Origin of the sequence: Bartonella sp. AP72JLCBS (assembly GCF_042195705.1) — a bacterium.
In the GTDB taxonomy this organism is placed as follows: Bacteria; Pseudomonadota; Alphaproteobacteria; order Rhizobiales; family Rhizobiaceae; genus Bartonella.
This window is the reverse complement of the sequence record NZ_JBHIOU010000002.1, coordinates 120,774-133,935: the sequence shown is the minus strand read 5'-3', so window position 1 is coordinate 133,935 and position 13,162 is coordinate 120,774. Positions and strand designations below refer to the sequence as shown.

Sequence of the window (13,162 nt, the reverse complement as noted above, 5' to 3'; positions counted from 1 at the left end):
TTATCAACGTACTTTTTCCTAAAATAAACACGCACAAAAAGCTTTTGATACCCTTATACATCAAAACAACATTTGACAAATTAAAGAGAATTTTTTTATCTTTTACAAAACATAATCCTTACCAAGCCAAGGTTTATCATATGAAATCTTTTTAGAGAAAAATTGATGTTTTTTCTCATTCTTAAAGATACACTATAACTAAATGCTTCATTGCACATAGATAGCGCTTTTCATATAGTTCACTCAATGACACCCTAAAAAATGTGAAGGTATACAAATGAATTATCACTCTCAAAACTCGAAAATAACACTTTTTTCAAAAATTTTAGTCATAGTTATGTCGAGTATTTTAATCTTTTTACCTTCTTTATCAAACGCAACATCACACTCAAAAACAGCAAATGATTTAAGCTTAGAAAAGCTTAAATCACAACTTTTGGAAGATTCTAGCTTTTTATCTAAGCTTAAAGAAAAAATGATACCACATACTGATTCTCATCATATTCAACAAATCGTCAGAGAGTATCTTCTTACTCATCCAGAAATTATGATTGAAATGCAGCTTATTCTTCAAGATAAGCTGGAAAAACAGAATGAATACGAAAGCCAAAAACAAACTTCTGTCATTCATTCATTAGAAAAAGAGATTTTTCATTCTCCTCATGACGCTGTTTTGGGAAACCCAAATGGTAAAAGAGTGCTTGTCAATTTTTTTGATTACAACTGTGGTTATTGTAAAATTTCCTATTCAAATATAGAAGACTTGATAAAAGAATATCCAGATTTAAAGGTTATTATCAAGGACTTACCAATTTTAAGCTCTGATTCTATGGCAGCCCATACTGTTGCCTACGCATTTCGAAAACAATTTCCAGAGAAATATCCTCAGTTTCACAAAACGCTTTTAATGTATCAGGGTCGTGCAAATGAAGCTAAAGCTATTAAAGTAGCTGTTTCATTAGGAGCAGATGAAAAAAAACTACATAATGCAATAAAAGATCCCACTCTGCAAAATGCTTTTAAAGAAAACATTCAAATTGCCTCTGCACTTCATATTACGGGAACACCTTCTTACATCATTGGTGATAAAATATTCATCGGCGCAGCCAGACAAGATATTCTAAAACAAGCGATAGATAATACACAGTGAATACCTGATCCGTTTTAGGAAGAATACTGTAAATGAGGTAATTTTATGCTTTCTCTTTTTTGATAACAGGCTTATAAGTGCAATTTTACGTAAAGCAGATACAAGTTTTAAATTGCAAAGTATAATGATTTAAAGGAAATAAAAATCTTTAAAGCCTCAAAAGATGTCATCCCTAATCTAGAGATATTCGGTCATAAAATGAGATAATGACGATCTTCATTGATCAAGGAGTTAGAAATAAAATGGCAACAAAAAAAATGGATTCGGCAAAAACCGCAATTGATACGAAAATTATTCGTGATCTTGCTGAAATTTTGAATGATACAAATTTAACGAACATTGAAGTTGAACAAGGGGAGCTTCGTATTTGTGTCTCACGCCAAAATACCTTAACTTCTTCTGAGCAAGCAATCTATGCCCCTGTTTCTACTCCTACTTTTTCTGTAACATCTTCTCCAGTTCCAACAGCTGAATCTCCTATACAATCTATCCAAGAAGATAAATCAAAAAACACAATAACCTCTCCAATGGTTGGAACAGCTTATCTTGCACCCTCACCAGGCGCACAGCCTTTTGTAGAAGTAGGACAAAATGTTTCTGAAGGGGAGACATTACTTATTATTGAAGCCATGAAAACAATGAATCAAATTTCATCACCGCGCTCCGGTACGGTAACCACTGTTCTTGTCAAAGATGGTCAACCTGTTGAATTTGGTGAACCACTTATTATTGTTGAATAAAGCGAGGGGCAACCATGATTCGAAAAATCCTCATTGCTAATCGAGGAGAAATTGCTCTTCGCGTTTTACGTGCATGTAAAGAACTTGGCATAAAAACCGTGGCTGTTCACTCTACCGCTGATGCAGATGCAATGCATGTTCGTCTTGCTGACGAAAGTGTTTGTATTGGCCCTCCTCCCGCTCGTGATTCTTATTTGAGTATTCAGCAAATTATTGCTGCTTGTGAAATTACAGGAGCGGATGCTGTTCATCCAGGTTATGGCTTTCTTTCTGAAAATGCAAAATTTGCAGATGTTCTAGAAGCCCATGATATTACATTCATCGGTCCAACAGCTACTCATATCCGCATCATGGGCGATAAAATCGAAGCAAAGAAAACCGCCAAAAAACTTGGTATTCCTGTAGTTCCAGGTTCAGATGGAGCAGTCACTGAAGAATCAGATGCTTTACGCACTGCTCGTGAAATTGGTTATCCAGTTATTATAAAAGCTTCTGCCGGTGGTGGCGGACGTGGTATGAAAGTCGTTCATTCTGAACAAGAATTTTCTATAGCTCTCAAAACAACGCGTTCAGAAGCGAAAGCTGCTTTTGGTGATGACGCTGTTTACATAGAAAAATATTTAGAAAAACCCCGTCATATTGAAATTCAAGTCATCGGTGATGGTGCGGGAAATGCTATTCATTTAGGAGAACGCGATTGTTCACTTCAACGACGGCATCAAAAAGTATGGGAAGAAGCTACGTCACCTGCACTTAATGAAACTGAACGGAAAAAAATTGGAAATATTGTTGCAAATGCCTGTGCCCAACTTGGATATCGTGGAGCTGGTACTATTGAATTTCTTTATGAAAATGGCGAATTTTATTTTATTGAAATGAATACACGTTTACAAGTCGAGCATCCTGTAACTGAAGCAATTACAGGTATAGATTTAGTCCACGAACAAATCCATATTGCATCAGGCTGTAAACTTTCAGTAACACAAGATGAAGTCTGTTTTTCTGGTCATGCCATTGAATGCCGTATTAATGCAGAAGATCCCATTAACTTTACGCCATCACCTGGAACCATTACACATTTTCATACACCTGGAGGTTTAGGGATTCGTGTTGATTCAGGCGCTTATTCAGGTTACCGTATTCCTCCTTACTATGATAGCATGATTGGAAAGCTGATTGTTCATGGACGTACCCGTTTAGAATGTATGATGCGTTTACGGCGTGCTTTAGATGAATTTGTCGTCGATGGGATAAAAACTACACTGCCTCTTTTTCGCGATCTTATTAATAATCAAGATGTTGCTGATGGTAATTATAATATTCACTGGCTAGAAAATTACCTTGCTCATCAATCAAAGTCTTCAGATTCGTAATTCGATAGCAAAACGGTGCATTCTTATAAAAGATTCTATAAGATATCAACATAAGGATAGTTCCAACCTTGCTGTAAAAAGTGGAAAAAAGGAAATAAATTGGTTATTTTTTATATAGTTTTCTTTTAATATGTATAAAATTTAATAATTTTCTGTTTTCCTTTTTGTTAGTTTGTGCTACCTCCTACATGGTTACGCCCTTATAGCTCAGTTGGTAGAGCACCTGATTTGTAATCAGGGGGTCGGGAGTTCGAGTCTCTCTGGGGGCACCATTTTTTTGTAAATAAATTTTTTATTTTACATATACTTGTGAATGAATCGGCTTTAACCTTGTCTGTTAAAGTTTATGCTTTTTGCCTCTGCATAATTTAGCGTTTTTAAGTTCTATTCTTGAAAAACTATGCAATACCTTAACAAACTATCTATTGATCTAAGCATTCAATAATCTTTTCTTCCATTCAAATTAACTTTTTGCTTATCCCAAAGAAAAAGCACTATAGAACCTAATTTTCAGTTATATCTGGAAGAGATTTTAAACTGTCGATGCAAATCTTACATAACGTTTTATTCAAATAGTGTAAATCAGCCCTTCCCTCCAAGGTACTTTTTAGATGCACTAAATATCTGAATATTTTTATTTAAAAAATTAAAATCTTTTAAAGAGCTTTCTTATTGAATTGTACTTAATTTAAACTCAATAAAAACTTTCCTTGAATATATATGTCATTCTTACAAATTTATCTCTCATAAACTGTCAGAGTAATAACATTTTCTTTTCGCCAATATGAACGATCTAAATAAAATAAATATCTGGAAAGGTAAAATAATTCAAAAATACACGACCGGAATTTAATATAATTTATCAAACATTTTCAACTAAACATTTCTTATTATTACGAAAACGATTGTTAGAACTTAAAAAAATATTGCTTTGTAAAAAATTTTTAAACAGGAAAAACTATCATGTAAAAAAATAAAACTCTTAGATAACACACTCAAAGAATTAACTTATGAAGAATTATTTTAATTGAAACTTAAATAGTTTTACAAAGAACGCTTTAAAATGCGTATTAAAATGATTGACCTTTTACAAGAAATTTGTCAGAAAGCATATCTAGTTTGGAGGGGTGGCCGAGCGGTTTAAGGCACCGGTCTTGAAAACCGGCGTGCAGGAGACTGTACCGTGGGTTCGAATCCCACCCCCTCCGCCACAGCACTTTTATGGTTGTAGCTTGCCAGCGGGTTTTGTATGTAGCTTGCCAGTGTAGCTTGCCAGCGGGTTTTGTTGTAGCTTGCCAGCGGTGTAGCTTGCCAGCGGGTTTTGTATATTTTGCCACTAGGTTTTGTACCAATTTATTTTTTCTCAAAGAGTTTTAAAGATGTTCTCAAAGGGTCTTCAAATGCCTTTCAAAGGGTATTTAAAGCTCCCTTTAACGCGTTTTTCTGCTCCTATTTTTCCAAATCACTAAAGCATGTAAAGTCGGGTTGAAAGGCAAGGGGAACGATTCCTGTCGGACCATGGCGTTGTTTTGCTATAATAACCTCGGCTTTACCCTTGGCTTGCTCCATTGCCTCTTGCCATTTGCTATACTCAGCAGTGCCTTCTTTTGGTTCTTCATTTTTGAGATAATATTCTTCACGATAAACGAACAGAACAATGTCGGCATCTTGCTCGATTGAACCAGATTCACGTAAATCAGAGAGTTGCGGACGTTTATCGGTTCGGTTTTCAACTTGGCGCGAAAGTTGTGACAGAGCAATGATGGGAATATTGAGTTCTTTTGCAAGTGCTTTTAATCCGGTGGTAATGGCTGTAATTTCTTGAACGCGATTTTCTAATGAACGCTTTGAACCACTTGTCATGAGTTGGATATAATCGATAATCAAGACATCTAGACCATGTTGTCGTTTGAGACGCCTTGCACGGGCGGACAATTGTGCAAGGGATACACCACCTGTTTGATCAATATAAAGAGGGATTGTTTGTAAGGAACGCATTGCGTAAATGATGTTGGTAAATTGCTCTTCTGAGATATTACCACGACGCATATCAGAAGAAGAAACCTTTATTTGTTCTGAGATAATGCGAGTTGCAAGCTGTTCGGATGACATTTCAAGTGAGAAGAAACCAACAATACCCCCTTCATTGGCTTGGCTGTTATCATGACGCTTGCAAGCATTGGCAATATTAAAAGCAATATTGGTCGCCAGAGAGGTTTTCCCCATACCAGGGCGCCCTGCAAGGATAATTAAGTCAGATGCTTGTAATCCTCCCATTTTTTCATCAAGGGTTTTGATATGGGTAGCTATCCCTGAGAGTTTTGAAGAACGCTTTTTTGCAGCGCTTGCCATGTTAAGTGCTTTTGCAATGGCTGTATTAAAGTTTTCAAACCCGCCCCCATATTTGCCTTTTTCGGCTAACTCAAATAATTGATTTTCAATCGTTTCAATTTGTTGGGAAGGTGTGAACTCCAGAGGCGCATCAAAAGCTGTATTGGCAACTTCATTGCCAAGATTAATCAAAGACCGGCGGATAAAAAGATCGTAAATGACGCGTCCATAATCTTCAGTGTTAATAATAGTGACTGCCTCTGTGGCTAAGCGAACAACATACTGGTATACAGTAATATCTCCAACTTTTTCTTCCATTTGGATATAGGGCTTGATTGTAATGGGGTTTGCAAGATGACCCTTTTGAATAATTTGTAAGACAATCTCAAAGATCTTTTGGTGTAGCGTTTCAAAAAAATGTTCTGCTTTGAGAAAGTCTGAAACGCGATCGAGTGCATTATTATTAATCAGGATTGCTCCAAGTAATGCCTGTTCCGCTTCAATATTATGGGGAAGTTGACGAAAAGAAGAAGCAAAATTATCTCTTGGATTTTCTGTTTTTAGCATGTTTGATGTTCTCATTGCTTTCTTTTCCCTTGTCTGGTGCTTCGAGTGTAATTTCTGTGGTGTATCCGCTTTGTTTCTCATAGCAGTGGGTGACAGTGGAAGCTTTCCATGGCCCATTGATTTGCCCACGAAACCCTTGCAATAAAAGAGGTTGGTCGGCCATGATTTCTGGTCGCCCCGCAAGAGTCAAAGAACCACTGCCCACAGCACGACACAACATGTCCGACTCGGAAGCAGCAGCAGCTCGTGCTTCCTCCTCACAAGTGTAACAAGTCCGCAAACGCCGCACGGGACCGCTAAACCCTGTCTGATGCTTGACTTGGCATTGCTGCCCTTTTGAGCGATCAAAATAAGAAGCTTCAATAGTGCCATATTGCGTACGTGGCTCTAACGTGAATTCCCAGTTAGAACAGTCATGCTTATGAAGTTCGAGTGCTGGTAAATTGTCCCCGCTTAAAAATAAAAACTTATTGTCCTTGATCAAAAAACGTGCCCGCATGCGATCGGCAAGGCGGGTTAAAAAATCAACAGCCGATTGATCTGTGCGAATCACATAAGGCAAATTTTGTTGAGTGAACTGGGGACTGACCTTTGCTTGATAGCCATGGCGTTTGGCGAGTGTCTCAACAATCTCACCAACAGTTTTGTGATCAAAATGCTCACTCACCTGTTCTTTGAGCTCTTTACGCATCGAGGCACTTTTGCCACAAAGGCGCAAGATCTCTCCATCACTGCCCCCACAACTGACCACTGACTCCACAACAAAACACCCCATAAATGCACTGATGCTGTTCTCATAACCAAAGATCACCTGTAGCGCACTTTTACTGGAGGGAACCTCTAAATCATTGCCACTATCGTCAAACTCTGCTTCAAATGTATCGGCTTCATTACCGGCATGATCCGTGATAGTTGCGGTTAAAAGACGCTGGTAAAAAACCTCATGAACAGGTTTGTCTCCCACCTTGACCACAATAAAAGGGTGTGTACGCATTAATCCCATAACCGCTTCACCATGCTTTGGGGATTAGACAACACAAATTCAGGCAGAATGACCTTTAAGCCCCGTGGTAAAAACACACCATATTTGGCAATCTCTGGATTAGCTTCCAGTGTGGCTTCTAAATAACCGTTTAGTGCCCCAACTTGGATGCGGTCTCTGAACACTGCCATGACATGGTGAAAGCAAAGGAGATCGAGGCTCATATCCTCTAGCTCTACAACAACATGCTTTTCTGGTATCTTCATAGAGTTTGTCCCACTTGGTATTGTCCCACCTGGTATTGTCCTTGTGGTTTTCCGCCATTAAAAAAGGGCAAGAGCGTAATGGAATAGCGGATGCGCTGGGATTGACCAGAGCGACTGATATAGTCGTGGTCTTTATTGATCGTGGTGATTACTACGGGTCCATGGAGAAGGACACTATAGGTCGTATCATTGATCCAACGAAGCATCTGGACCGGCTTTGCTCTTCGGATAGTTGTAGTGATGGCATCAATGGCTACACGGTCACCAAACTCTTCTGGAAACCAAACCCCATGAATGGTTTTTGCATCATTGCCATAGCCGGTAAATTGCAAACTGGGTGCCTTGCCAAAACGCTCCATACAAACCCATGAGGCAGAAAACTCTTCTTCAAAGGATTGGAAATTCAGCCAATCCACATAAAATTGATGTGGACCTAACATCAGCAAAGGATCTCTCATAGCCTCCCTCCCCTCATTCTGTTCCCCCATGCAGCGCATTGGCACGTGCCCGTTGCAAAGCATGGGCAACCGCACGACCAGTGGCCATGGGTTCACGGGCACCATTAACATGTACCGTGACATTTTGATTGTGTGTGATGGGGGAACGGTCTTTGTCTCTTTGTTCTCTCACAGAGTAATTGGCATGCCCCGCCCCCGCAAATTGTGCAATCGGTTGAATGGCTGTTTTACCCCCCAAAAAACTTGGCAAAAACTCTCTTACATCAATGGAACCAATCCACCCCTTAATGCGGCTAGGCAAAGATTTACAAAAATCCATCAATTGTGAGATAGACGACATAAAGCCATCGACAATCGAATTAGCCAGATCTTCGCCCGCTTGTTCCATACCAGCCTTGGCACTCTCCGAGAGCTTTTCCTGTGTAAAAAAACTCTTCAACCATTGCCAAAAGTTGGAAAAGCTTTGTTTAACACCCTCCCACAAATTGCCAAACCACTCGACAACAGAGGAAAGTCCTTGTTTGAACTTTTGCCAATGGGAAGAGAGATCAAAAGCAGCAGCAATGATGTTTTTTCATTTGGTGATGGTGGTGGTATCGGCACCAAAATAAACCAAGACGTGTGCGCCAGTCATGGTAAAGCGCAACACACGTAGAGCAATGTTAAAAGCCATCAGGGCGGCAATGGTTTTGATAATGGCGCTTGTTAAAACGGGATGGTCCTTGCCCCATGCCATTTTACAAAACGCGCATTTAATGGTAAAAAATAACCATAAAAACAATAAATTATCACGTATTTCTAACTAATCTCACCTCTTCCCACTTAGTACAAAACCTAATTTCAAACTACATCCAACGGAGTTTTGTATAGTATGTAGCCTTTCGGAAATTGTGGCTTATCAGCGGATTCTGTATATTTTTATATTTCATTCGTTCAAAGAAGACACTGAGCACTCAAAGAACCCTCAACGCTCTATTAAAGCCTTCTCTCATTTTTGCTGTCAAAAACTCATTCGATACATAATGTAGGTAAGAACAATCAATTATCACATATCCACTCTAATTTCACCTTTTTCCACTCAATATAAAATATAAATTATAAAGTAAATTACACACAAAAATATTTGTTATTTATTAACTTTAAAAATATAAAATCTCTCATTTTTTTTGAAACTGTACAATATTAAAAACACTACTATTCTTATTTATATTATATTTTTTAATTTATTTTATATAACTGTACTTGTTTAATTATACATTAATAAATATTAAAATAAATGAATATTGATATAAAATAATATATCAATAATAAAAAAATTATTTTTAAAATATGATTAGATAAAAATACATTATGAAATAAATTTAATATTACATAATTAAACATAAATACAACTTTAATTTTGACAAAAAAAGCAAAACAAAATATTAAATTGCTTTGTTATTAAAATAAAAGCAATATCTATTTTCACTTCTGCTTACGAAGTTAGCGGGAAAATGAATGTTGGGGGCTTTAAAAGGAGTAGACTGATGCCTAAAAAATTTTTTCTATCCTGCACAGCAATTGTGGCAGTTGTACTTTCTGGTATCAATCTTAATGCACAAGCTAAAAATCTTGAAATTTCAGAAAATAAAAAAGAAGTTTCCAACGAAACCTACGAAATTATTCACGCAAAAAAAGGTGGTCAAATTATCGGCAAGCATTTGACGATAATCGGAAACAAAAAAACAAACACCAACATAGGCACAAATGCGCACGCTATAACAGCTGAAGGTTCTAACACTGCGATTGAATTACTGGATGGTACAACCATTAAAGGAACTGGTTCTAGCATTTTCTTCGGTCTTGAAGCAAAGGATGGTGCTACACTGAAAATGACCGGGGGAACTATCACAGTTTCCAACACTGGCGCTAAATTCTTGAATAGTAAGAATGCTGAAAACAAGCTAAAAGATATAATAATATCAAGTGGCAAAGGCAAAGCTCCACTAACTTTTGCAATATTTGCAGACAAAGACAGTGAAGTCACTTTAGAAAATGTAAAAGTGACTAAGGCAACGAATAGCGTTACAGCAAATAATAAATCTGAAATCACGATATTGGGAGGATCATTTGATGCCACAAAGGCAGCAATATCTGCTTACAATGGCAGTCGCGTAACTCTAACCAATAATGTTCAAACTACATCATCTCATGGCACTGGACTCCATGCAACAGATTCAGAAACCACAATCGAAATGACGGGAGGAAGCGTAATCACAGAAAAAATGGCGTTGGTTGCAGAAAACGGTGGACATATCAAGGTCATGGATGTTGCGTTAACTGCGACGAATGATAAAATCGGAACAGTTGTCGCCGGCGGTCCGAACAGCGTGATTGAATTGCATGGGAATACAACAATTAAGAATGCTGTAATCGGTCTTCATGCACAAAACAGTGGAATGATTAAAATGATCGGAGGGACCATTACAGCTTCTGCAACCGGCGCTGGTTTCTATAATAGTAAGAGCAATGGAAACAAGCTAGAAAATGTGAAAATATCGGGCAGTAACCATAAAGAGCCTAAAATCACAGGAATAGGTGCCGACAAGGAAAGCAACGTCACTTTAGAAAATGTAACAGTTACGCAGGCAAAAAGTGGCATAGTTGCAAATAATCATTCTAAAGTAACGGTTTCTGGAGGATTATTTGAGGGCAAAAACGTAGGGGTATACGCTGGAAACGGCAGCAACATTACTTTAACCAGCAATAAAAAAGGTAACGTTCAAGTTACATCAACATCATCGAATAGCAAAGGACTCTACACAAATGGTTTACATTCTACCATCACAATGACGGGAGGAACAGTAACCGGAGAATTAGCGTTGGTCGCAGAAAACGGTGGACATATTAAGGTCACGGATGTTGCTCTAACAACAAATGAACATGGGGGCAAGGTCACTGATGTTCCTATAATAGGCGCAGGAGTCAATAGCGCTAATAGTATGATTGAATTATATGGCAATACAACGATTAAGAATGCTGGTGTTGGGCTTGTGGCAAGTAACGGTGGCGTAATTAAAATGATTGGGGGGACTATTACAACTTCTAAAACTGGTGTTGGCTTCGTGAACAGTAAGAGCGCCGAAAGTAAACTAGAAAATGTAATAATATCAACCGGTAAAGATAAAAATTCAGGCAAAGGAATTCTTCTAGAGAAAGAAAGTGGTCTCACTTTAAAAAATGTAAAAGTGACTCAAACAGGCAACAGCGTAATTGCAAATAATCGTTCTAACATAACAATCTCTGGAGGATCATTTGATTCAAGCTATGCAACAATATGTGCTCAAAACGGTAGCAGTATCACCTTAACGGACAATGCTCAAATTACGTCACATGATGAAGCAGGCCTCTATGCACGAGACTCAAAATCCACAATTACAATGACAACAGGAAACGTGACAGGAAAATATACAGCCTTAGAAGCAGACATAGGTGGCCATATTACGGTTACAAATGTTGCTTTAAAAGCAACTAATAATGGCAGTGGTGTAGCTGCTGGTGCAGCTGCCTCTGGCTCTAACAGTGTGATTGAATTGCTTGGCAATACAACGATCAGTGACGTTAAAATCGGAATTGATGCGCAAAACGATAGCACAATCAAAATGATCGGAGGAACCATTACTGCTTCCGAAGCAGGCGTTCACTTGTTAAAAAACAAGAGCAATAACAAACTGAAAGATGTAACGATATTAAATCGTAAGGACAATGCACTACTAATCAATGCAATAATTGCAAGAAGAAGTGCCATTACTTTAGAAAATGTAACCATTCCGCAAGCAATCAATAGCATAATTTCAGATAATGGTTCTCAAATAACAGTTTCTGGAGGATCATTTAACGCAAAAGGTGCAGCAGTATCTGCCATAAACGGCAGCACTATTACTTTAACTGACAATGCTCAAATTACATCATCTGATGACAGTGGGCTCTATGCAAAAGATTCAAAATCCACCATCACCATAACGGGAGGAACAGTACAAGGTAAAACTACTGCATTATTTGCCGGAAACGGTGGACATATTAAAGCCACGAATGTTACTTTAATAACCGCAGATAGTAACGGATTCGGTGCGGAAAGCCAAGATGTTGGCAGTTTAGTTGAATTATATGGCCATACAACGATTAAAAATGCTGAGATCGGACTTTATTCAGAAAATGGCAGCACAATCAAAATGAGTGGAGGAACAATAATTGCCGAAAATAGTGCATTTGTTGTAAATAATAATGGACATATTGATGTAACAAATGTTTCTGCCACAGCAGAAGATAGAGGTATAGCATTTGAAAAATCTAAGAACAATAAAACATCTGAAATCAATTTAACCAATACAAAACTTTACATTAAAAATGGTACTGGAATTAATGCAAATGAATCAATTGGTAAAGCCAATCTCAAAAATTCAGAAATCCGTGCCAATGTTTTATTAGTAACCGAAGCTTCAACGAAAAAAAATGATTTCACTTTTACACTAAATGCCGATCACTCTATCTTAGACGGCAAAGTGAGCACCGAAAAAAAATTCAAAACAGTCTTTGATTTGCAAAACAATACGAAATGGACATTGAAAACAAGCACAAATAAAAAAAGCCAGAACAAAAAACTGCTTGATATTGCTCAAAGATCACGTTCTGATATTTCTGTCCTTAACATCAATAACAGCTCTATTGTTTTTGAAGAGCCAACTGAAAATCATTATCACACGTTGCACATAGGATCTGGCAGACCAAATACTAAAAAAGTCTACAATGCTACAGGAAAAGCAGAAATTCATTTCAACGTCGAATGGAGTGATAGTGCTGCCATAAACAAACAAAAAGCTGACCATCTTCTGATTCACGGTGATGTTTCAGGTACTACACTGGTTTATATCACTGGACATTTAGAAAAGAACAATATTAAAGCAGACGCTTCTGCTCTTACCAGTGCACGTGGTCTTTCACTCATTCAAGTTTTTGGGAAAGTAAATCAAAACTCTTTCAAACTTGCACAGGACTATATCACAATAAGTGGTTCACCTTATAAATATATACTGAAAGCTTATGGACCAAAATCAAACCACAGTAAAACAAATGCTGAACAAAACCTTTTAGGAGAAAATAAAAATTTCTGGGATTTTCGCTTACAACCAGTACTGCTTGATAGCGACTCAAAAGTAAAAACCATCGTGCCATAAATACAAACTATTTGATCAAGCCCCAATGCTCTCTTGTACGCTGGATTGACCAATATGGCTAAGCAAAATGCAACTGTTAACC

At 37.7% G+C, this 13,162-nt stretch carries 10 protein-coding genes and 2 tRNA genes; 6 read left to right on the top strand and 6 right to left on the bottom strand.

The window, feature by feature from the left end; genetic code table 11:
• Nucleotides 1-277 precede the first annotated feature (277 nt).
• From ACFILO_RS01830 to ACFILO_RS01810, 5 genes are all read left to right on the top strand, one after another.
• On the top strand, nt 278-1,150 hold the full coding sequence (locus ACFILO_RS01830) for a DsbA family protein (protein WP_375632206.1): 873 nt from the start codon (nt 278-280) through the stop codon (nt 1,148-1,150).
• A gap of 242 nt (nt 1,151-1,392) precedes the next feature.
• Entirely contained in the window at nt 1,393-1,890 is a 498-nt protein-coding gene (accB, locus tag ACFILO_RS01825) for an acetyl-CoA carboxylase biotin carboxyl carrier protein (protein ID WP_375613403.1), read from the top strand.
• A gap of 14 nt (nt 1,891-1,904) precedes the next feature.
• Nucleotides 1,905-3,263 (top strand): acetyl-CoA carboxylase biotin carboxylase subunit, encoded by a 1,359-nt coding sequence (gene accC / locus ACFILO_RS01820; protein ID WP_375613402.1) that lies wholly within the window; start codon nt 1,905-1,907, stop codon nt 3,261-3,263.
• Nucleotides 3,264-3,459: 196 nt separating this feature from the next.
• Nucleotides 3,460-3,535, top strand: a tRNA-Thr gene (locus ACFILO_RS01815).
• Between the two features lie 849 nt (nt 3,536-4,384).
• Nucleotides 4,385-4,474: transfer RNA gene (locus ACFILO_RS01810), tRNA-Ser, on the top strand.
• Between the two features lie 238 nt (nt 4,475-4,712).
• Here the strand turns inward: ACFILO_RS01810 and ACFILO_RS01805 are convergent.
• The 6 genes from ACFILO_RS01805 to ACFILO_RS01780 all read right to left on the bottom strand — a co-directional run bounded on the left by ACFILO_RS01805 (nt 4,713) and on the right by ACFILO_RS01780 (nt 8,603).
• Nucleotides 4,713-6,176, bottom strand: coding sequence for a replicative DNA helicase (locus ACFILO_RS01805; protein ID WP_375677750.1), 1,464 nt, complete (start codon nt 6,174-6,176; stop codon nt 4,713-4,715).
• Entirely contained in the window at nt 6,133-7,155 is a 1,023-nt protein-coding gene (locus ACFILO_RS01800) for a phage late control D family protein (protein ID WP_375677771.1), read from the bottom strand. Before ACFILO_RS01800 ends, ACFILO_RS01805 begins: the two co-directional genes overlap by 44 nt.
• Nucleotides 7,155-7,409, bottom strand: a complete 255-nt coding sequence (locus ACFILO_RS01795; RefSeq protein ID WP_375677749.1) for a tail protein X — start codon at nt 7,407-7,409, stop codon at nt 7,155-7,157. Before ACFILO_RS01795 ends, ACFILO_RS01800 begins: the two co-directional genes overlap by 1 nt.
• Entirely contained in the window at nt 7,406-7,867 is a 462-nt protein-coding gene (locus ACFILO_RS01790) for a phage tail protein (RefSeq protein WP_375677748.1), read from the bottom strand. Before ACFILO_RS01790 ends, ACFILO_RS01795 begins: the two co-directional genes overlap by 4 nt.
• A gap of 13 nt (nt 7,868-7,880) precedes the next feature.
• A complete protein-coding gene (locus ACFILO_RS01785) occupies nt 7,881-8,351 on the bottom strand; it encodes a hypothetical protein (RefSeq protein WP_375677747.1) in 471 nt (156 codons plus the stop codon).
• 90 nt (nt 8,352-8,441) lie between these two features.
• Nucleotides 8,442-8,603, bottom strand: coding sequence for a hypothetical protein (locus ACFILO_RS01780; protein WP_375677746.1), 162 nt, complete (start codon nt 8,601-8,603; stop codon nt 8,442-8,444).
• 790 nt (nt 8,604-9,393) lie between these two features.
• On the opposite strand from ACFILO_RS01780, the gene ACFILO_RS01775 reads away from it, so the two are divergent.
• Nucleotides 9,394-13,080 (top strand): right-handed parallel beta-helix repeat-containing protein, encoded by a 3,687-nt coding sequence (locus ACFILO_RS01775; protein WP_375677745.1) that lies wholly within the window; start codon nt 9,394-9,396, stop codon nt 13,078-13,080.
• The last annotated feature ends 82 nt before the right edge of the window (nt 13,081-13,162 follow it).

What these genes read in the sequence shown, in the direction of transcription:
- ACFILO_RS01830 (WP_375632206.1), top strand. Translation starts at nt 278, where the DNA reads ATGAATTATCACTCTCAAAACTCGAAAATAACACTTTTTTCAAAAATT.
- accB (WP_375613403.1), top strand. Translation starts at nt 1,393, where the DNA reads ATGGCAACAAAAAAAATGGATTCGGCAAAAACCGCAATTGATACGAAA.
- accC (WP_375613402.1), top strand. Translation starts at nt 1,905, where the DNA reads ATGATTCGAAAAATCCTCATTGCTAATCGAGGAGAAATTGCTCTTCGC.
- ACFILO_RS01805 (WP_375677750.1), bottom strand. Translation starts at nt 6,176, where the DNA reads ATGAGAACATCAAACATGCTAAAAACAGAAAATCCAAGAGATAATTTT.
- ACFILO_RS01800 (WP_375677771.1), bottom strand. Translation starts at nt 7,155, where the DNA reads ATGCGTACACACCCTTTTATTGTGGTCAAGGTGGGAGACAAACCTGTT.
- ACFILO_RS01795 (WP_375677749.1), bottom strand. Translation starts at nt 7,409, where the DNA reads ATGAAGATACCAGAAAAGCATGTTGTTGTAGAGCTAGAGGATATGAGC.
- ACFILO_RS01790 (WP_375677748.1), bottom strand. Translation starts at nt 7,867, where the DNA reads ATGAGAGATCCTTTGCTGATGTTAGGTCCACATCAATTTTATGTGGAT.
- ACFILO_RS01780 (WP_375677746.1), bottom strand. Translation starts at nt 8,603, where the DNA reads ATGGCATGGGGCAAGGACCATCCCGTTTTAACAAGCGCCATTATCAAA.
- ACFILO_RS01775 (WP_375677745.1), top strand. Translation starts at nt 9,394, where the DNA reads ATGCCTAAAAAATTTTTTCTATCCTGCACAGCAATTGTGGCAGTTGTA.